Below are 19,419 nucleotides of genomic sequence, written 5' to 3'. Positions count from 1 at the left end.
GGGACCCTGCGGGCCCCCGCTCCTCAGGACGTGATGCGGTCGACCACCAGCGGCAGCACGGTGTCCTCGGTGTCGACGCCCACGGCGCCGTCCAGGGCCGCCAGCGCCCGCTCGATCCGCGAGGCGTCGTCGGTCTGCAGCTCCAGCAGCGGCTGGCCGGCGGTCACCTGCTCCCCCACCGACGCGTGCCAGACGACGCCGGCCGCGGCCGACACCGGGTCCTCCTTGCGCGCCCGGCCGGCACCCAGCCGCCAGGCGGCCACGCCCAGGGCGTAGGCGTCCAGCCGGGTGAGCGTGCCGGTGGCCGGCGCGGTGACCACGTGGCGCTCGGTCGGCTGCGGCAGCGGGGCGTCGGGGTCACCGCCCTGGGCACGGATCATGGCCTTCCAGGAGTCCATGGCCCGGCCGTCGGCCAGCGCCGCGGCGGGGTCGACGTCCGGGCGCCCGGCGCCGGCCAGCATCTCGCGGGCCAGGGCCAGGGTCAGCTCGACCAGGTCGGCCGGTCCGCCGCCGGCCAGCACCTCGAGGGACTCCGCGACCTCGACGGCGTTGCCCGCCGAGCGGCCCAGCGGACGGTCCATCGCGGTCACCAGGGCCACGGTGCGCACGCCGGCGGCCTCGCCGAGGCCGACCATGGTGCGGGCCAGCTCGCGGGAGCTCTCGACGTCCTTCATGAACGCGCCGCTGCCGGTCTTGACGTCCAGCACGAGCGCGTCGGCGCCCTCGGCGATCTTCTTGCTCATGATCGAGCTGGCGATCAGCGGGATCGACTCGACCGTGCCGGTGACGTCGCGCAGCGCGTAGAGCAGCTTGTCCGCCGGGGCCAGGTCGTTGCCGGCCGCGCACACCACGGCACCGACGTCGCGGAGCTGGGCGAGGTACTCGTCCTCGGTCAGCGCCGCCCGCCAGCCGGGGATGGCCTCCAGCTTGTCCAGCGTGCCGCCGGTGTGCCCGAGCCCGCGGCCGGACAGCTGCGGGACGGCGACGCCGCACGCGGCGACCAGGGGCGCCAGCGGCAGGGTGGTCTTGTCCCCCACGCCGCCGGTGGAGTGCTTGTCCGCGGTCGGGCGGCCCAGCCCGGACAGGTCCTTGCGGACGCCGGAGTCGATCATCGCCTGGGTCCACGCGGCGAGCTCTGCCGGCGTCATGCCGCGGAAGAACACGCTCATCAGCAACGCGCTCATCTGCTCGTCGGGCACCTGGCCCGCGGTGTAGGCGCCGATGACCCAGCGGATCTGGTCGCCGGACAGCTCGACGCCGTCCCGCTTGGCCCGGATGACGTCGATCGCGTCGTGGGTGCTCATGCCCGCTCCGCCGCCTTCACCAGGTCCTCGGGGCCGAACGCGTCGGGCAGCACCTCGCGCATCGGCACGATCCCCAGCGACACGGTCTCGATCATCATGTCCGCGCCGCCGAACTCCCAGAGCAGCTGCCGGCACCGGCCGCACGGCATGAGCGGCTGGCCGTCACCGCCGACGCAGGCCACCGCGACCAGCCGGCCGCCGCCGGAGCGGGCGAGCTCGCTGACCATCCCGCACTCGGCGCACAGCCCGATGCCGTACGAGGCGTTCTCGACGTTGCAGCCGGTGACCACCCGGCCGTCGTCGACCAACCCGGCGACACCCACCGGGAAGTGCGAGTACGGCGCGTAGGCGTGCGTCATGGCCTCGCGCGCCGCGGCGCGCAGGGCATCCCAGTCGATCAATGTTCGCCTCTCCGGTAGACCAGTCCGTCGGCCTTGGGCATCCGCAGCCGTTGGGAGGCCAGGGACAGCACCAGCAGCGTGGTCAGGTGCGGGGTGAAGCTGACGATGCCCTCGGGCAGCTCGTCGATGACGATGTAGCCCACCAGCGAGGCGGCCGCGAAGGCTGCCGCCGTCACCGCCTGGGTGATCTTGCCGCGGGCGCCCTGCACCACCGCGACGGCCAGCAGCAGGATCGCCACCAGCAGCAGCAGGGCGACCACGCCGGTGCGGCTGCGCAGCTGCAGGGCGTCGGCGAACCCGAACAGACCGGCGCCGGCGGCCAGGCCACCGGGGCGCCAGTTGCCGAAGATCAGCGCGGCCAGGCCGATGAACCCGCGGCCGTTGGTCTGGCCCTCGCGGTAGATGTTGGCGATGAAGACCAGGAACACCCCGCCCAGCCCGGCGAGCGAGCCCGAGATGACCACGGCGATGTACTTGAGCCGGTAGACAGGCACGCCCAGGGAGTCCGCCGCGGCCGGGTTCTCCCCGCAGGAGCGCAGGCGCAGCCCGAACGCGGTGCGCCACAGCAGCAGGTAGGCCCCGGGCACCATGAGGACGGCGACGACGGTGAGCACGCCGACGCCGTTGGTGAACCCGCGCAGCACCCCGGCCAGGTCGCTGAGCAGGAACCAGTGCAGGTTCTCCAGCTTGCCCAGCAGGTCCGGGCCCGAGGAGAGCACCGGCAGCGAGAACGTCGGCGGTCGGGAGGACATCGCCGGGGACTGGGTGACGCCACCGCCGGCCGGGTTGTCCACGTAGATCGACTCGGACAGGAAGCGGACGACGCCGGCGGCCAGGATGTTGATCGCGACGCCGGAGATCACGTGGTCGACGCCGAAGGTGACGGTGGCGACCGCGTGCAGCAGCCCGCCCAGGGCGCCCATGAGGATGCCGCCGAGCACGGCGCCCTGCCAGCCCCACTGGTAGCCGGCGAAACCGGCCCCCCAGGTGCCCAGGATCATCATCCCGTCCAGGCCGATGTTCACCACGCCGGCCCGCTCGGCGAACAACCCGCCCAGCGCCGCCAGCAGCAGCGGCACGGCCAGCAGCAGCGTGGCGGCCATCGTCGAGGACGACGTCAGCGCCTGCTGCCCGGAGATGACCCGGACGGCGGAGACCAGCAGCAGCAGGCCGACCAGGATCCAGGTGAGCCGGCGCCCGCGGCCGCCGCCCATGAAGAGCTCGGTCACCGGGCCCCGGGACGGGGCGGTGGTGCCGGCGGTGGTCGCGGTGCTCACGAGGCGCTCCCCATCGGGTCGGTGCGGCCGGTGGCGCCGGAGGCGTTGCTCAGCGCGGGCCCGCTCGGCGGACCGGCGTCGGGCTCGCCGCTGCTGCCGTCGCCGGCGGCCGGCGGGGCGACCGCCGTGCCCGACTCGGCCTGGCGGCGGGCGATGCGGCGGGCGACCTCGTTGGCGATGACCACCGCGAGCACGATCGTGCCCTGGATGATCGTGACCACCGAGGACGGGATGTTGGCGATCTGCAGCGGCACCGACGCCCGGTCCAGGAAGGCGAAGAGCACCGCGGCGACCGCGATGCCGATCGGGTTGTTGCGGCCCAGCAGGGCGATCGCGATGCCCAGGAAGCCCAGCCCGGAGGTGAACTGGGTGCCGTAGTTGTGGTCGGCGCCCAGCAGGTCGGGCAGGCCGATCAGCCCGGCGATCGCACCGGAGATCAGCATCGTGGTGATGACCATGCGCTTGGCGTCCACGCCGCTGGCCGAGGCCGCCGACGCCGACAGGCCGGTGGCCCGCAGGTCGAAGCCGAACCGGGTGCGCTTGAGCAGCACCGCGACCACGACGCCCACCACGACCGCCACCAGCAGGAAGCCGTAGAGCTGCCGCGGCGGGTTGGCCAGGCCGAGGGCGCCGAAGACCCCGTTGAGCGAGGGGAACCAGCCCGACTCCGGGATCTCCTTCGTCGTGACGATGGAGGCGCCCGGCTCGCTGCCCCGCAGCGGGCCGGTGAGCAGGAAGGACGCCAGCCCCAGCGCGATGAAGTTCAGCATGATCGAGCTGATCACCTCGGACACGCCGCGGGTGACCTTGAGGACGCCGACGATGCCGGCCCAGATCGCGGCCATGCCCATCGCGACCACGATGATCAGCAGGACGTGCAGCGGGCCCGGCAGCGACACCGAGGCCCCCACGCCGGCGGCGACGACGGTGGCCATCCGGTACTGGCCCTCGACGCCGATGTTGAACAGGCCCATGCGGAAGGCGACGGCCACCGCCAGCCCGGCCAGGAACAGCGGGACGGCGCGGTTGAGGACGACGACGATCGCGGTGACCTGCTGCGAGGGGGTCTCGCCGAAGTCGGTCATGACCGACAGCGCCCGCAGCGGGTCGACCCCGATGGCGGCCATGACCGCCCCGGAGATGACCAGGGCGATGACCACGGCCAGCAGCGGCGCGAGCAGCGCCTGGCCGGTGCGGCGCAGCACGGTCACGCCGCACCCGCCGCGGTGCCGGCGACCGCGCCGGTCATGTACCCGCCGAGCTGCTCGGGGGTGACCGCGCCCGGGTCGAGGGTGGCGACCACGGCGCCGCGCAGCATGACCTGGAGGGTGTCGGACAGGCCGATCAGCTCGTCCAGGTCGGCCGAGATCAGCACGATCCCCATCCCCTCCGCGCGGGCGTCCTTGAGCAGTTCCCAGATGACCGACTGCGCGCCGACGTCGACGCCGCGGGTGGGGTGCGCGGCGATCAGCAGCCGCGGCTTGGCGCTCATCTCGCGACCGACGATGAGCTTCTGCTGGTTGCCGCCGGACAGGGCGACGGCCAGGGTGTTCGGCCCCGGGGCGCGGACGTCGTACTCCCGCATGATCCGCTCGGTGTCGGCCCGGGCGGCCTTGCGGTCGATGAACAGGCCGCGGGCGTTGGGGGCCTCGGTCTGGTGGCCCAGCACCCGGTTCTCCCAGAGCGGGGCGTCCAGCAGCATGCCCTGGCGGTGCCGGTCCTCGGGGATGAACCCGATGCCGCGCTCGCGCCGGGTCCGGGTGGTCCAGGCGGTGATGTCGTCGGTGCCGAGCACGACCGTCCCGGCGGCCAGCGGGCGCAGGCCCATGATCGCGTCCACCAGCTCGGCCTGGCCGTTGCCCTCGACGCCGGCGATGCCCACGACCTCGCCCTCGCGGACGGTCAGCGTGACGTCGTCGACGGCGGGGCGGGCGCCCTGGCCGGCCACGGTGACCCCGCGCAGCTCCAGCACCGGGGTGTCGCGGACGGTGGAGGTGCGGGTCTCCGGGGTGGGCAGCTCGGCGCCGACCATCATCTCGGCCAGCTGCTTGGCCGTCGTCGTCCGCGGGTCGGCGGTGCCCACCGTGGTGCCGCGGCGGATGACGGTGATCGAGTCGGCCACCTTCCGCACCTCGTCGAGCTTGTGGGAGATGAAGATGACCGTGAGGCCCTCGCGCTTGAGCTCGGCCAGGTTGCCGAACAGCTCGTCGACCTCCTGCGGCACCAGGACGGCGGTGGGCTCGTCCAGGATCAGCGTGGTCGCGCCGCGGTAGAGCACCTTGGCGATCTCCACCCGCTGCCGGTCGCCCACGCCGAGGTCCTCGACCAGGTCGTCGGGCTCCAGGCCCAGGGCGTAGGACTCGGAGATCTCGGTGATCCGGCGGCGGGCGGCGGCACCGATGCCGTGCGCCTTCTCCGCGCCCAGGACCACGTTCTCCAGGACCGTCAGGTTGTCGGCCAGCATGAAGTGCTGGTGCACCATGCCGACGCCGGCCGCGATCGCGTCGCCGGGGCTCTTGAAGACGACCTCGCGGCCGTCGAGCAGGATCTGGCCCTCGTCGGGCCGGTGCATGCCGTACAGGGTCTTCATCAGCGTCGACTTGCCGGCGCCGTTCTCGCCCACGATCGCGTGGACCTCGCCGCGGGCGACCCGCAGCTCGATGTCCTTGTTCGCGACGACCCCCGGGAACCGCTTGGTGATCCCGCGCAGCTCCACCGCCGACGGTGCTGACTCCGTCACTGCCACTCCCGGTGCTCCTCGGTGGACGATCTTCGGTCGGCTGGGCGCTGGGCCCGCCGGAGTCCCGACGGTGGGACGGTACACAGCAGAAACGACGGGCCCGGGCGCTACCGCCCGGGCCCGTCGTCCTGCTGCTGGAGGCGACCCGACGTCAGTCGGTCGGGGTCTCCGGGACGGTGATCTCGCCGTCGACGATCTGCTGGGTGTAGTCGTCGATCGTCGACTGGATGTCGTCGATGAACCCGCCGGAGTAGGACAGGCCCACACCCTCGGTGGACAGGTCGTTGACCACGTCGGTGCCGCCCTCGACGCTGCCGTCGACGAAGGTGCCGATGTAGGCCTCGACCGCGTTGTCCACGCGCTTGAGGACCGAGGTCATGATCACGGCCTGCAGCGAGGCGTCGCCGACGGTCTCGTACTGGTCGGAGTCGACCCCGATGGCCCGGCCACCGGAGGCCGCGGCGGCCTGGAAGACACCGATGCCCGAACCACCGGCGGCGGCGTAGACGATGTCGGCGCCGGCGTCGAACATGCCCTGGGCCACGATCTGGCCGCGGGCGGGGTCGTTGAACCCGGAGAAGTCACCGGCCGGCGAGATGTACTGCCGGTCGATGATGATCTGCGGGTTGACGGTCTGCGCACCGGCGACGAAGCCGGCCTCGAAGGCCTGGATCAGCGGGGTCTCGACGCCGCCGACGAAGCCGACGTGGCCGGTCTCGCTCTTGGTCGCGGCCGCGACGCCACCCAGGAACGAGCCCTGGTTGGCGGCGAACTGCAGGCCGGTCACGTTGTCGGCGACGTCCACGCCGGTGGAGTCGACGATGGCGAAGTCGACGTCGGGGTACTGCTGGGCCACGTCGCCGATCACGTCGCCGTAGGCGAAGCCGACGGCGATGATCGGGTTGAAGCCCTGGTCGGCGAGCTGGGTCAGCAGGTCGGCCCGGTCGGAGGCGTCGCTGTTGGGCGAGACCTCCTGCACGGAGCCGCCGTTGGCCTCGATGGCCGCCTCGACGCCGGCGTAGGCCGAGTCGTTGAAGGACTTGTCGCCGCGGCCGCCGGTGTCGTAGGCGAGGCCGATCTTCGGGCCGTCCTCGCTGCCGCCGCTGCTCGCGCTGCCACCGCTGCCGCTGGTGTCCTCGTCGCTGGCGCAGGCCGCCAGGGCCAGGCTGCCGGCGATGGCCAGGGCGGCCAGCTTCATCCCACGCGCTCGGCGCAAGGGGTTCTCCTCTCGTGTGGGGCGACGCCCACCCGGAGGGGGTGCGCCCCGGGGTGTGCTCTCGGGTGTCCCACCGCCCCGGGCCCGCGGAGGGGCGAGGCGGCGATTCCGGCACGCTAGCCGCGGCCGGTGTCCCCCCGGCACCACCGCAGGGACACCGAGACCCGATCGTTAGGACCCGGCGACGTGGCCGACACGTGGCGCCCGCCCCGGCACACCCGGCACATGCGTCACGCGACGGAGCCGACACGCACCCGGGCCACCCCGGTCCGCCCCTCCCACGGTTAGCGTCGCGCACCATGCGATCCCTGCTGCCCGGTGCCCGCGCGGCCGCGGTGGCGCTGGTCACGGGCGTCGTCCTGCTGGCCGGCGTCCCGGCCGCCCTGGCCGAGGACACGTCCCGGCCGACCGTCGACCCGGCTGCCCTCGACCGACTCGTCCTCGGTGGTGCCCTCCACGACGAGCGCCGGGNGCGCGGGACCGCCCCCCAGGACGGCGGTCCCGCGCAGGGCCACGCCCCCGACGGCAGCACCGTGGGCGGCGACGGCCTGGACACCCGCGGCCTGGTCACCGTCGCCGGGGCACCGGCCCTGCCCGAGGGCATCGGCGCGCGCGGCTGGGTGGTCGCCGACCTGGACACCGGCGAGGTGCTCGGCGCCCAGGACCCGCACGGCCGCTACTACCCGGCCAGCACGCTGAAGACGCTCACGCTGCTCACCCTCGCCCCGGCGCTGGACCCGGCGCTCGTCGTGGAGGGCACCACCGAGGACGAGTCGGTCGAGGGCAGCCGGGTCGGCCTGGTGGCCGGTGGCCAGTACCCGGTGTCGCTGCTGTTCGACGCCCTGGTCATGCAGTCGGGCAACGACGCCGCCAACGCCCTGGCCCGGGCCGCGGGCGGGGTGCCGGCGACGCTGGCGGCGATGAACGCCACGGCCCAGCGGATCGGCGCCCTGGACACCGTGGCCGGCACGCCGTCCGGGCTGGACGTCGCGGGCCAGACGTCCTCGGCCTACGACCTGGCGCTGATCATGGCCCAGCTGGTGGACGACCCCACGACCGCGGCGATCCTGCAGCAGACGACCGCGCAGATGCCCGCGGTCCCCGGCAAGAGCGACGGTTACCAGATCCAGACCCAGAACACCCTGCTCACCGAGTACCCGGGCACCCTGGGCGGCAAGACCGGCTTCACCGACGCCGCCCGGCACACCTTCGTGGCCGCCGCGCAGCGCGACGGCCGCCGGTTGGTGGTCAGCCTCATGCAGACCGAGCGCTACCCGGTCTCCACGACCCAGCAGGCGGAGCGGCTGCTGGACTGGGGCTTCGCCACCCCGACCGGCAGCGGGGTGGGCACCCTGGTCGCACCGGGCGAGGTCGGCAGCGACGCCGCGTCGGCCGACCTCGCCGTCCCCTCCCCCGCCGACGGCACGCTGAGCTCGGCCGAGGCCGCCGACGCCGCGGCCGCCGCACAGAGCGCCGCCGTGCAGCCGGCGTCCACCCAGGCGCCCGCCGAGTCCGTCCTGCTGCCCGTGGCCCTCGGCACGGCGGCGGCGGCGGTCGTGGTCGCCACGGTGGTCGGCCGCCGGCGGGCCGTCCGGCTGGTGCCGGCCGGCGGGTGGTCCGACGACCGGGCGGTCAGGCGTCCGCCGCCGCGTCGGGACGACGGGCCGGCCGGCGGCCCCGGCGACGGACCACGGCGGGGACCCGGCGCCCTGCCGCCGCACCCATCAGCGCCCCTGCCCCCAGCAGCCCCGCCGCGAGGGCGAGCGGAGCCGGGCGCGGACCGCGTTCGTCGACCAGCACCACGTCGGGCAGCCGGGTCGGGCTCGGCGGGCCGTGCGGGACCCCCGCGGCCGAGTGCTCGACCGCCGGGAGGGTCGCGGTCCACGCGGCCGTGAAGAAGGCGAACCGGGCGACCACGTTGATCCAGATGATCAGCCCGACGAACCCGCCGAACGCCGAGACGGTCACGTTGCCGCTGAGGATGTTCAGGTAGTAGCCGCCCACGAACTTCAGCACCTCGAACCCGACGGCGCCGAAGACGGCACCCGGCAGCAGCATCCGGATGCCGAAGGGCGTGTTCGGCACGCCCTTGAGCACCCACAGGAAGACCAGGGTGTCGCCGACCAGGGCCAGCCCGATGCCGAGCACCCCGGTGAGCAGGAAGAACCCGGGTACCTGGTCGATGCCCAGCAGGTCGAAGGCGTAGCCCGCCGCCGCCGTCGTCCCCGTGCTCAGCGCGATGGACAGCACGCCGGCGCCGGCCAGCCCGAGCAGCACCAGCAGGTCCTTGAGCCGGTCGCCGAGGAAGTCGGGCTGGTCGGGTCTGCCGCGCCAGACCACGTCCATCCCGACCCGGAGCTTGTCCACCGCGCCCAGGCCGACGACCAGGAAGCCCACCAGCCCGATCACCCCCGTGGTGCTCCGGGCGTTGATGGCGCCCACCACGGCCTGCGCCAGGTCGCTGCCGGTCTTGCCGGGGACGGCGTCCTGGATGGCCTCGACCAGCTCCAGCTGCAGCGCGGTGTTCCCGGCCAGCACGAAGCCGGCGATCGAGGCCAGCAGCAGCACGACGGGGAACAGCGCCAGGAAGGCGTAGTAGGTCACGGCCGAGGCGAGGACGTCGCCCTGCGCGCGGTTGTAGTGCCCGCCGGCGTGCACCAGGTGGTCGAACCAGGGCTGGGCGGCCCGGCCGCGGTGGATCAGGTCGCGGACGCCGTCGACGGTCCGGGTGATCACGTTGCCGCCGGGGGCCGGCTCCTGCGCTGTGGTCACGGCGCCGATTCTCCGGGTCGGGGCGGGCGGGCGCCGACCGGGACGGTCAGGCGCGCGGCGGGCCGGTCAGCGGGTGCCGGCGGGCCACGGCCCAGGCACCGCTGGGCTGCTGCTCGAACTCGGTGAAGTGCCCGACCGGGAAGGTGCACTCCAGCCCGGCCAGCTCGGTGGCCGCCATGTCGAGGGCCTCGGCGGGCACGTCGTGGGCCACGGTGACGTGCGGGTGGTACGGGAACGACAACGGCCGGGCCAGCGGGCCGCTGCGGACGTCGGTGGCGATCGCCGCGCAGTCGGCGACGCCCGCGGCGACGGCCACGAAGACCACCTCGGAGACCGGCCGGAAGGTGCCGGTGCCCTGCAGGCGGATCTCGAAGGGCGGGTGGCTGCGGGCCACGGCGGCCAGGTGGGCGGAGATCAGCGACCGGTCGACGGTGGCGACCTCGGTGGGCGGCAGCAGGGTGACGTGCGGCGGCACCACCCCGGCCTGCGGGTCCCCGCACTTGGCGCGCCAGTTGACCAGCAGCTGCGCCCAGGGCTCGGGGATGTCCACGACGACGCCCAGCACGGCGGTCGCGCCGACGGCGCGGTGGGCGTTGCGCGGGACGAACGTGTCGTCGTGCCGGCGCGGGGGCTGCTGTCGGGGAGGGGGTACCGGCCTGGTCACCGGGCCCCCGAGGGAGGCAGGAAACCGATCCGGTCGTAGACGGCGGCCAGGGTGGGGGCGGCGACCTCGCGGGCCCGGGCGGCACCGGCGGCGAGCACCAGCTCCAGCTCGGCGGTGTCGGCGAGCAGCTCGGCGGTGCGGGCCTGCACCGGGGCCAGGGCCTCGACGACGACCTCGGCGAGCTCCTTCTTCAGGTCGCCGTAGCCGCGGCCGGCGAACCGCTGCTCGAGCTCGGGCACCGGCACCCCGGAGAAGGCGGAGTGGATGGTCAGCAGGTTGCTGACGCCGGGCTTGCCCTCGGGGTCGAACACGACCTCGCGGCCGGTGTCGGTGACGGCGCTGCGGATCCGCTTCCCGATCACCTTGGGGTCGTCGAGCAGGTTCACGCAGCCGGCCTCGGGCAGGCTCTTGGACATCTTCTTGTCCGGCTGCTGCAGGTCCAGGACCTTGGCCGCACCCTGCGGGATGTAGGCCTCCGGCAGCACGAAGGTCTCGCCGAACCGGCTGTTGAACCGGGTGGCCAGGTCGCGGGTCAGCTCCAGGTGCTGGCGCTGGTCCTCACCGACCGGGACCCGCTGGGCCTGGTACAGCAGGATGTCGGCGGCCTGCAGGATCGGGTAGGTGAACAGCCCGACGCTGGTGCTGGACTGGCCCTGCCGCGCGGACTTGTCCTTGAACTGGGTCATCCGGCCGGCCTCGCCGAAGCCGGTGATGCACTGCAGCACCCACCCCAGCTGGGCGTGCTCGGGCACGTGGCTCTGCACGAAGAGCGCGCTGCGGTCGGGGTCGACGCCCAGCGCCAGCAGCTGGGCGGCGCTGACCAGCGTGCGCCGGCGGAGCACCGCCGGGTCCTGCTCGACGGTGATCGCGTGCAGGTCCACGACGCAGTAGAAGGCGTCGTGGTCGGCCTGCATGCTGACCCACTGCCGCAGCGCCCCGAGGTGGTTGCCGAGGTGGAAGGAGTCCGCCGTCGGCTGGATGCCGGACAGCACGCGGGGAGCAGGCACGTCCCTCATCGAACCACGCACCCCACCCGTCCCCCGCCGGACCCGCCTAGCCGCGGACGATCTCGTCGAGGGCGGCCAGGAAGACGTCGTCCTCCTCGGGGGTCCCGACGGTGACCCGCAGGCCCTCGCCGGCGAAGGGGCGGGTGATCACGGCCCGGGCCTCCAGGGCAGCGGCGAGCTCGGCGGTGCGCTCGCCCAGCGGGAGCCAGACGAAGTTGGCCTGGCTGTCGGCGACGGACTGCCCGCGCTCCCGCAGCGCGGCGGTCAGCCGCTCCCGCTCGGCGGTGACCTCGGCGACCCGGGCGCGCACCTCGTCCTCGCTGGCCAGCGCGGCGACCGCGGCGGCCTGGGCGACCATCGAGACGCCGAAGGGCACGTGCGTCTTGCGCACCGCCTCGGCCACGGCGGGGTCCTCGGCCAGCAGGTAGCCCACCCGCAGGCCGGCCAGCCCCCAGGCCTTGGAGAACGTGCGCAGGACCGCGACGTTGGGCCGCCCGCGCATCAGCTCGACGCCGTCGGGCACCTCGGGGTCGGTGACGAACTCCCGGTAGGCCTCGTCCAGCACGACCAGGGTGGTGGCGGGCACGGCGTCCAGGAAGCGCTCGAGCGCCGGCCGCCGGACCGCCGTCCCGGTCGGGTTGTTCGGGTTGCACACGAGGACGACGCGGGTGGTCTCGTCCACCGCGGCCAGCAGGCCGTCGAGGTCGTGGGTGTCGGCCCGGCCGCCGTCGGTGCCCGGCACCAGCGGCACCTGGACGGCGGTGGCGCCGGCGACCCGGGCCAGCAGCGGGTACATCTCGAAGGACCGCCAGGCGTAGACCAAGCCGGTGCCGGGGTCGCAGTAGGCCTGGGCCACCTGCTGGAGCAGCGTGACCGCACCGCACCCGACGGCCACCTGGCCGGGGTCGACGCCGTAGCGGCGGGCGAGGTCGCCGGTCAGCACCGCGGCGCCGTTGTCCGGGTAGCGGTTGGTCTCCCCCGCCACCTGCGAGATCGCCGCGACCACGGCCGGCAGCGGCGGGAAGGCGACCTCGTTGCTGGCCAGCTTCACGGCCTTGGGGACGCCGATCTCACGGGCCAGGTCGGCCGGGTTCCGGCCGGGCCGGTAGGCCGGGAGGGCGCTCACCGCCGCGCGCGGGCTGACCATGGGGACGTCCTCCGTAGGCTGGGGACATGCGAGTTCTCGTCGCCGGCGGCGCCGGCTACATCGGCAGCGTAGTCACCGCGGCCCTGCTCGACCGGGGCCACGAGGTGACCGTGCTGGACGACCTGTCGACCGGCCACGCCGACGCCGTCCCCGAGGGCGCGACCTTCGTCCGGGCGTCCCTGCACGACTCGGGCCCGGTCCTGGCCGACGTCCGGCCCGAGGCCGTGCTGCACTTCGCGGCCAAGAGCCTGGTCGGGGTCTCCCAGACCCAGCCCGAGGACTACTGGCACACCAACGTCGGCGGGTCGCTCGCGCTGCTGGAGGCGATGCGGGCGGTGGACTGCCGGCGGATCGTCTTCTCCTCCACCGCGGCCACCTACGGCGAGCCGGAGTCGGTGCCGATCCGGGAGGACGCCCCCACCCGCCCGACCAACACCTACGGCGCCTCGAAGCTGGCCGTGGACCACATGTTGACCTCCTACGCGGTGGCGCACTCCTTCGCCGCGGTGAGCCTGCGGTACTTCAACGTGGCCGGCGCCGGGTTCGGCCGGGGCGAGCGGCACGCCACCGAGACCCACCTCATCCCGATCGCGCTGCAGGTCGCCGCCGGCACCCGGGACGCGATCACCGTCTTCGGCGAGGACTACCCGACCCCCGACGGCACCTGCATCCGCGACTACGTCCACGTGCTGGACCTGGCCGAGGCGCACCTGCTGGCCCTGCCCGCCCCCGCGCCGGGCGAGCACCGCGTCTACAACCTGGGCAACGGCACCGGGTTCAGCGTGCAGCAGGTGGTCGATGCCGTCCGCGAGGTCACCGGGCACCCGGTGCCGGTCGTCGTCGGCGCCCGGCGGGCCGGCGACCCGGCCCAGCTGGTCGCCTCCTCGGACCGGATCCGCGCCGACCTGGGCTGGACGCCGGAGCACGCGGACCTGACCACGATGGTCGCCGACGCGTGGGCCCAGCTGAGCCGCTAGCTGGCTGCGTCCGCTCGGAGGGTGTCGCCGTCGACCTCCGGCGGCGGGGCGGGTGACACCGCGATCCGGGCGATGCGCCGGCCGTCGAGCTCGGTGACGGTGAGCTCGCGCCCCTCGTGCGACGCGGTGTCCCCGACGGCGGGGATCCGGCCCAGCTCGGCCAGCACCCAGCCGGCCACCGTCTCGTAGGGCCCCTCGGGCAGGTGCAGCCCGGTGGCCTCGGCGAAGTCGTCCAGGTTGAGCAGGCCGTCGACGTCGTGCGGGCCCTCGGCGGGGTCGTCGTTCTCCGGGACGGCGTCCTCGTCGTACTCGTCGTAGATCTCCCCGATGACCTCCTCGATGAGGTCCTCCAGGGTCACGATGCCGTCGGTGCCGCCGTACTCGTCGACGACGATGGCCAGGTGCTGGCTCTCCCGGCGCATCTCCGACAGCGCGGTGAGCACCCCCGCCGTCCCCGGCAGCTGCTTGACCTCGCGGGCCAGGTCGCCCACGGTGGCCGCCCGGCCCGCCGGGTGGTTGGGCAGCAGCAGGTCGCGGACGTGCACGAAGCCGACGACGTCGTCCTGCGTGCGGCCGACCACCGGGTACCGGGACCGGCCCGACTCCGCGATCAGCTTGGCCGCGCGGCTGGCCGTCATCGAGGCGTCGAGGAAGTCGACCTCGGTGCGCGGGGTCATCACCTCGCGGACCTCGCGGTCCCCGGCGCGGAAGACCTCGTCGATGAGCCGGCGCTCGTCGCTGGACAGCGACTCGTGGGCGGCGACGAGGTCGCGCAGCTCCTCCTGGCTGATCGACTCACCGCTCTGCTTGGGGTCCCCGCCCAGCAGCCGGACCAGCAGGTCGGTGGACCGGGACAGCAGCCAGATGACCGGCCGGAACGCCGAGGCGATGCGGTTGAGCGGGCCGGCGACGACGAGGGAGAAGCCCTCGGCGCGCTGCAGGGCCAGCCGCTTGGGGGTCAGCTCGCCGACCACGAGGGACAGGTAGCTGATGGCGATGGTGACCAGCACGAAGCTCAGCGGGTCGGCCACGCCCTCGGCCAGGCCGAGGGACACCAGCCACTCCCCCAGCGGGGCCGACAGGGTGCTGGCGCCGAAGGCCGCGGAGAAGAACCCGGCCAGGGTGACCCCGACCTGCACCGCGGCGAGGAACCGGTTGGGTTCGCTGAGCAGCTTGGTCAGCGCGGTGCCGCGCTTGCCCTTCTCCCCCAGCGCGCGGACCTGCGACTCCCGCAGCGAGACCAGGGCGATCTCCGCACCGGCGAACGCGCCGCCGATGAGGACGAAGACGACGACCATGACGATGTTGAGCCAGACGTCGCTCACGAGCGGGCGTGCTCCTTCGGGGGTGCGGGGCGGGACGGGCGTCCCAGGATCCCGGTCGGGACGCGGACGGTCCACCCGGCAACGGCCGGCCGGCGGCGCACGTTCCGCCGCGCGGGGCCCAGGCCCGGTTAGGGTCGACGGCCATGACCGATCCCGGGCGTGACCGCCGGCTGCTGCGCGGGCTGCCCTGGGGACGGCGGTGGGTGCCCGCCCTCGCCGTCCTGGCCGTGCTCGCCGTCCTGGCCGGCGTGCTCTGGACGCTCCCCGGCCGCACCGACCCGGTGCCGGCCGCGGCGACCTCCCCGAGCGCGACCACCACCAGCGCTGCGCCGACCACCACGGCGGCCCCGACCACGACGGCCGCCTCGACCACGCCGCCCACCACCGAGCCGACCACCACTCCCCCGCCGGCGCCCGAGACCTCCCCGGCGGGGGAGTGGTGGTCGGCTCGGTGGTGGGCNCCTGCTCCGGCCCCGGCTCCCGCCGCGAGCCCGGGACCCGAGGGCGCCGTGCTGGACCTGGTCAACGCCGAGCGCGCCGCGGCCGGCTGCGGGCCGGTCGTCGCCGACGGCGGGCTCGCCGCGGTGGCCCGGGCGCACAGCGCGGACATGCGCGACCGCGGGTACTTCAGCCACACCACGCCCGACGGGCTCAGCCCCTGGGACCGCGCCGCGGCCGCCGGGGTGTCCGGCGCGAGCGCGGAGAACATCGCCCAGGGCTACGGCGACGGCGCGTCGGTCATGGCCGGCTGGATGGACAGCCCGGGCCACCGCGCCAACATCCTGGACTGCGGCAACACCCGCCTGGGCGTCGGCGTCGCCGACGGCTCCGGCGGCCCCTGGTGGACCCAGCTCTTCGGCCGCTGACCCCGGACGCACGACGGCCCCCTCCGCGGTGCGGAGGGGGCCGTCGGGGCGACTGCGTCAGGCCATGGCCTTCTGCAGGTTCGCGTCGATCGCGGCGAGGAAGTCCTGGGTGGTGAGCCAGGGGGCGTCCTTGCCGATGAGCAGGGCGAGGTCCTTGGTCATCTGACCGCCCTCGACCGTCTCGACGCAGACGCGCTCGAGGGTCTCGGCGAACTCGGTGACCTCGGGGGTGCCGTCCAGCTTGCCGCGGTGGGCCAGGCCCCGGGTCCAGGCGAAGATCGACGCGATCGGGTTGGTCGACGTCTCCTTGCCGGCCTGGTGCTGGCGGTAGTGCCGGGTGACCGTGCCGTGCGCGGCCTCGGCCTCGACGGTCTTGCCGTCCGGGGTGGCCAGCACCGAGGTCATCAGGCCCAGCGAGCCGAAGCCCTGCGCCACGGTGTCGGACTGCACGTCGCCGTCGTAGTTCTTGCACGCCCAGACGTAGCCGCCCTCCCACTTGAGGTTGGCCGCGACCATGTCGTCGATCAGGCGGTGCTCGTAGGTGATCCCGGCGGCGGCGAACTTCTCCGCGAACTCGGCGTCGAAGATCTCCTGGAAGATGTCCTTGAAGCGCCCGTCGTAGACCTTGAGGATCGTGTTCTTGGTCGACAGGTACACCGGGTAGTTGCGGGCCAGGCCGTAGTTCAACGAGGCCCGGGCGAAGTCCCGGATCGAGTCGTCGAGGTTGTACATCGACAGCGAGATGCCGGCCGAGGGGGCCTGGAAGACCTCGCGCTCGATGGTCTCGCCGCCGTCCTCGGGGGTGAAGACGACCTTCAGGGTGCCCGCGGAGGGGAACTTGAAGTCGGTGGCGCGGTACTGGTCGCCGTAGGCGTGGCGGCCGACGATGATCGGCTTGGTCCAGCCCGGCACCAGGCGCGGCACGTTCTCCATGATGATCGGCTCGCGGAAGATCACGCCGCCGAGGATGTTGCGGATCGTCCCGTTGGGCGAGCGCCACATCTGCTTGAGGCCGAACTCCTCGACCCGCGCCTCGTCCGGGGTGATCGTCGCGCACTTGACGCCGACGCCGTGCTCCTTGATGGCGTTGGCCGCGTCGATCGTCACCTGGTCATCGGTGGCGTCGCGGTTCTCCATGCCCAGGTCGTAGTACTCGAGGTCGACGTCGAGGTACTTGAGGATCAGCTCGTCCTTGATGAACTGCCAGATGATCCGGGTCATCTCGTCGCCGTCGAGCTCGACGACCTTGCCCTGCACCTTGATCTTGCTCACGTGTGGGTGATCCCTCTCTGTTGGAGGCCGACTCAGAGGTCGGCCACGTCCGCCTGCTTGGCCCGTACGGCCTCGGCTGCATCGCGCAGCCCGGCCAGCTCGTCGTCGGTCAGGTCGCCCTCGACCACCCGGCGCACACCCTCTCGGCCCAGTTCGGCCTCGACCCCCAGGTAGACCCCGGAGATCCCGTACTCGCCGTCGACCCACGCGCACACCGGCATGACCGCACCGGAGTCCTCGATGACCGCCTTGGCCATCCGGGCCGCGGCGGCCGAGGGCGCGTAGTAGGCCGAGCCGGTCTTGAGCAGCGCCACGACCTCGGCCCCGCCGTTGCGGGTGCGGTCGACCAGGTGCGCGATGCGGTCGGCGGCCAGCACGTCGGACAGCGGCTTCCCGTCGACGGTGCACCGGCTGGGCACCGGGACCATGGTGTCGCCGTGGCTGCCCAGGGTCAGCGTCCGCACCGAGGCGGTGGGGACGCCGAGCTCGCGGGCGACGTTGTCGGTGAACCGGGCGGTGTCCAGCATCCCGGCCTGGCCCATGACCCGGGCGGTCGGGAAGCCGGTGGCCAGCTGGGCCAGCGCGGTCATCTCGTCCAGCGGGTTGCTCACCACGATGACCACGGCGTCCGGGGAGGTCCGGGCCACGTTCTCGGCCACCGACCGGACGATGCCGGCGTTGGTCTCGATCAGGTCCATCCGGCTCATGCCCGGCTTGCGCGGCAGCCCCGCGGTGATCACGACGACGTCGGAGCCCTCGGTGCCCTCGTAGGACCCGCCGCCGACGCCGACGACCTCGGTCTCGAAGCCCTCGATGGAGCGGGACTGGTTGATGTCCAGCGCGAGGCCCTCGGGCTTGCCCTCGACGATGTCGGTGAGCACGACCGTGCGCACGATGTCGTACTGCGCGAGGCGCAGTGCGGTCGTCGAGCCGTAGAAGCCGGACCCCACGACGGTGATCTTGCCGGTACCGGGCTGCGCTGCCATGGCCGCCAACCTAGCGCCGGAGCCCGTCGGCTGCGCCCCCGGCCCCGATCAGGTGGGCGGGATGGCCAGCGCGACGAGGACCAGCGCGATCCCGCCGCCGGCGGTCAGGACGACGTCGGTGGTGCTGCTGCGGACGGCGAGGAACCCCACCCGGCGCACGGGCAGCAGCATCCGCAGCACCGCGGCGCCGACCAGGGCCAGGCCCATGACGACCAGCCCGCGCCGCCAGTTGCCCGCGGCCACCGTGACCAGGCCGACCGCCACGACCACCAGCACCGCCGTGAGCGGCAGCTGCCGGAGGACGCCGGCCAGGAACGGCCGGCGGGTGTACAGCGGGGCGCGGGCCACCGGGGGCCTCAGGCCGTCGCGGGGGCGGCGGACCGCTCGGCCAGGGTGACCACGTTGCTCAGCAGCATCGCCCGGGTCATCGGACCGACCCCGCCGGGGTTGGGGGCGACGTGCCCGGCGACCTCGACCACGTCGGCGGCGACGTCACCGGCGATCTTGCCGTCGACCCGGCTCACGCCGACGTCGAGGACGGCGGCGCCGGGCTTGACCATGTCGGCGGTGACCAGCCCCGGCACCCCGGCCGCGGCCACGACGACGTCGGCGCGCCGGGTGTGCGCGGCCAGGTCGCGGGTGCCGGTGTGGCACAGCGTCACGGTGGCGTTCTCCGACCGCCGGGTCAGCAGCAGGCCCAGCGGTCGGCCGACGGTCACCCCGCGGCCGACGACGACGACCTCGGCCCCGGCCAGCGGGACGTCGTACCGACGCAGCAGCTCCACGATGCCCAGCGGGGTGCAGGGCAGCGGGCCGGGCACCCCGAGCACGAGCCGGCCCAGGTTCGTCGGGTGCAGGCCGTCGGCGTCCTTGTCCGGGTCCATCGCCTCCAGGACGGCGGCCTCGGAGACCTGCGGGGGCAGCGGCAGCTGGACGATGTAGCCGGTGCAGGCGGGGTCGGCGTTGAGCTCGGCCACCACGGCCAGCACGTCGGCCTGCGAGGCGTCGGCGGGCAGCTCACGCTGGATGCTGGCGATGCCGACCTGGGCGCAGTCGGCGTGCTTGGCGTTGACGTACCACCGGCTGCCCGGGTCGTCGCCGACCAGCAGCGTGCCCAGCCCCGGGCGCCGTCCGGCAGCGGTCAGTGCGGCCACCCGCTCGGTCAGCTCGGTGCGGATGGCCCCCGCTGTGGCCTTGCCGTCCAGTCGCGTCGCCGTCACCCGCCCAGTCTGCCGCACCCCGGCCGTGACCGGCTGGAACGGCCTCGTCCCAGGGCCCCACGGCGCGCGGAGCGTGTCGTGGGGAGGGACGAGGTCCTCCTGCTTCTCCTAGGCTCGGCGGCAGAACCGGTCGACGCCCCAGGAGGACCCGTGAGCGAGCCCGAACGGACCGATGCCGACCGCACCCAGGTGTTCGGCGCGCCCGGACCCGGCCCGGACCCGGCCGACCAGCAGACGACCGAGGT

At 74.0% G+C, this 19,419-nt stretch carries 17 protein-coding genes and 1 pseudogene; 3 read left to right on the top strand and 15 right to left on the bottom strand.

The genetic code is table 11. The annotated features are described in order from the left end of the window. Positions 1-23: 23 nt before the first annotated feature. The 6 genes from LFA75_RS16055 to LFA75_RS16030 all read right to left on the bottom strand — a co-directional run bounded on the left by LFA75_RS16055 (position 24) and on the right by LFA75_RS16030 (position 6,938). The gene (locus LFA75_RS16055; protein WP_225234617.1) at positions 24-1,304 is read right to left on the bottom strand and encodes a thymidine phosphorylase; all 1,281 of its coding nucleotides are present in this window, start codon (positions 1,302-1,304) and stop codon (positions 24-26) included. Further along, positions 1,301-1,705 (bottom strand): cytidine deaminase, encoded by a 405-nt coding sequence (locus LFA75_RS16050; RefSeq protein WP_225234616.1) that lies wholly within the window; start codon positions 1,703-1,705, stop codon positions 1,301-1,303. The genes LFA75_RS16055 and LFA75_RS16050 overlap by 4 nt, the downstream gene beginning before the upstream one ends. Further along, positions 1,702-2,982 carry an ABC transporter permease gene (locus LFA75_RS16045; RefSeq protein ID WP_225234615.1) on the bottom strand — a complete coding sequence of 427 codons (1,281 nt, stop codon included), beginning with the start codon at positions 2,980-2,982 and terminating at the stop codon, positions 1,702-1,704. The genes LFA75_RS16050 and LFA75_RS16045 overlap by 4 nt, the downstream gene beginning before the upstream one ends. Next, positions 2,979-4,193 carry an ABC transporter permease gene (locus LFA75_RS16040; protein ID WP_225234614.1) on the bottom strand — a complete coding sequence of 405 codons (1,215 nt, stop codon included), beginning with the start codon at positions 4,191-4,193 and terminating at the stop codon, positions 2,979-2,981. Before LFA75_RS16040 ends, LFA75_RS16045 begins: the two co-directional genes overlap by 4 nt. Further along, positions 4,190-5,722, bottom strand: coding sequence for an ABC transporter ATP-binding protein (locus LFA75_RS16035; RefSeq protein ID WP_225234613.1), 1,533 nt, complete (start codon positions 5,720-5,722; stop codon positions 4,190-4,192). Before LFA75_RS16035 ends, LFA75_RS16040 begins: the two co-directional genes overlap by 4 nt. A 151-nt stretch (positions 5,723-5,873) precedes the next feature. Then, a complete protein-coding gene (locus tag LFA75_RS16030) occupies positions 5,874-6,938 on the bottom strand; it encodes a BMP family lipoprotein (RefSeq protein ID WP_225234612.1) in 1,065 nt (354 codons plus the stop codon). Between the two features lie 299 nt (positions 6,939-7,237). Here LFA75_RS16030 and LFA75_RS24320 point away from each other — a divergent pair. Continuing rightward, positions 7,238-8,188, top strand: a pseudogene (locus LFA75_RS24320) (D-alanyl-D-alanine carboxypeptidase family protein); the annotation flags it as partial. A gap of 382 nt (positions 8,189-8,570) precedes the next feature. Here LFA75_RS24320 and LFA75_RS24315 read toward each other — a convergent pair. From LFA75_RS24315 to hisC, 4 genes are read right to left on the bottom strand one after another with little or no spacing between them, the layout of a single operon-like run. Beyond that, the gene (locus LFA75_RS24315; protein ID WP_455428461.1) at positions 8,571-9,710 is read right to left on the bottom strand and encodes a YihY/virulence factor BrkB family protein; all 1,140 of its coding nucleotides are present in this window, start codon (positions 9,708-9,710) and stop codon (positions 8,571-8,573) included. A 46-nt stretch (positions 9,711-9,756) separates the two neighbouring features. Continuing rightward, positions 9,757-10,374 carry a 2'-5' RNA ligase family protein gene (locus tag LFA75_RS16015; RefSeq protein WP_225234610.1) on the bottom strand — a complete coding sequence of 206 codons (618 nt, stop codon included), beginning with the start codon at positions 10,372-10,374 and terminating at the stop codon, positions 9,757-9,759. Further along, positions 10,371-11,390, bottom strand: a complete 1,020-nt coding sequence (gene trpS / locus LFA75_RS16010) for a tryptophan--tRNA ligase (protein ID WP_380093418.1) — start codon at positions 11,388-11,390, stop codon at positions 10,371-10,373. Before trpS ends, LFA75_RS16015 begins: the two co-directional genes overlap by 4 nt. Before the next feature lie 37 nt (positions 11,391-11,427). Beyond that, positions 11,428-12,528: a histidinol-phosphate transaminase gene (gene hisC, locus LFA75_RS16005; RefSeq protein ID WP_225234608.1), complete on the bottom strand. Its 1,101-nt coding sequence runs from the start codon at positions 12,526-12,528 to the stop codon at positions 11,428-11,430. Between the two features lie 26 nt (positions 12,529-12,554). On the opposite strand from hisC, the gene galE reads away from it, so the two are divergent. Then, positions 12,555-13,505, top strand: coding sequence for a UDP-glucose 4-epimerase GalE (galE, locus tag LFA75_RS16000; RefSeq protein WP_225234607.1), 951 nt, complete (start codon positions 12,555-12,557; stop codon positions 13,503-13,505). Here the strand turns inward: galE and LFA75_RS15995 are convergent. Continuing rightward, positions 13,502-14,830, bottom strand: a complete 1,329-nt coding sequence (locus LFA75_RS15995) for a hemolysin family protein (protein WP_225234606.1) — start codon at positions 14,828-14,830, stop codon at positions 13,502-13,504. The genes galE and LFA75_RS15995 overlap by 4 nt on opposite strands. A gap of 143 nt (positions 14,831-14,973) precedes the next feature. Here LFA75_RS15995 and LFA75_RS15990 point away from each other — a divergent pair, with 143 nt between their 5' ends. Continuing rightward, complete coding sequence (locus LFA75_RS15990; RefSeq protein WP_225234605.1) at positions 14,974-15,696, top strand: CAP domain-containing protein; 723 nt, start codon at positions 14,974-14,976, stop codon at positions 15,694-15,696. 57 nt (positions 15,697-15,753) lie between these two features. Here the strand turns inward: LFA75_RS15990 and LFA75_RS15985 are convergent, their stop codons facing one another. Genes LFA75_RS15985 through LFA75_RS15970 form a run of 4 tightly spaced genes read right to left on the bottom strand, consistent with a single transcriptional unit; the run spans position 15,754 to position 19,174 of the window. Next, a complete protein-coding gene (locus LFA75_RS15985) occupies positions 15,754-16,968 on the bottom strand; it encodes an NADP-dependent isocitrate dehydrogenase (RefSeq protein WP_225234604.1) in 1,215 nt (404 codons plus the stop codon). A gap of 32 nt (positions 16,969-17,000) precedes the next feature. Further along, a complete protein-coding gene (gene mdh, locus LFA75_RS15980; protein WP_225234603.1) occupies positions 17,001-17,954 on the bottom strand; it encodes a malate dehydrogenase in 954 nt (317 codons plus the stop codon). Between the two features lie 48 nt (positions 17,955-18,002). Then, positions 18,003-18,302 (bottom strand): DUF3017 domain-containing protein, encoded by a 300-nt coding sequence (locus LFA75_RS15975; RefSeq protein ID WP_225234602.1) that lies wholly within the window; start codon positions 18,300-18,302, stop codon positions 18,003-18,005. A gap of 8 nt (positions 18,303-18,310) precedes the next feature. Further along, positions 18,311-19,174, bottom strand: a complete 864-nt coding sequence (locus LFA75_RS15970) for a bifunctional methylenetetrahydrofolate dehydrogenase/methenyltetrahydrofolate cyclohydrolase (protein ID WP_225234601.1) — start codon at positions 19,172-19,174, stop codon at positions 18,311-18,313. Positions 19,175-19,419: the final 245 nt, after the last annotated feature.

The sequence above is a fragment of the Klenkia terrae genome (genome assembly GCF_900491935.1).
In the GTDB taxonomy this organism is placed as follows: Bacteria; Actinomycetota; Actinomycetes; order Mycobacteriales; family Geodermatophilaceae; genus Klenkia; species Klenkia terrae.
The sequence above is the reverse complement of the archived record's forward strand: the minus strand, read 5'-3'. Positions and strand labels throughout refer to the sequence as shown.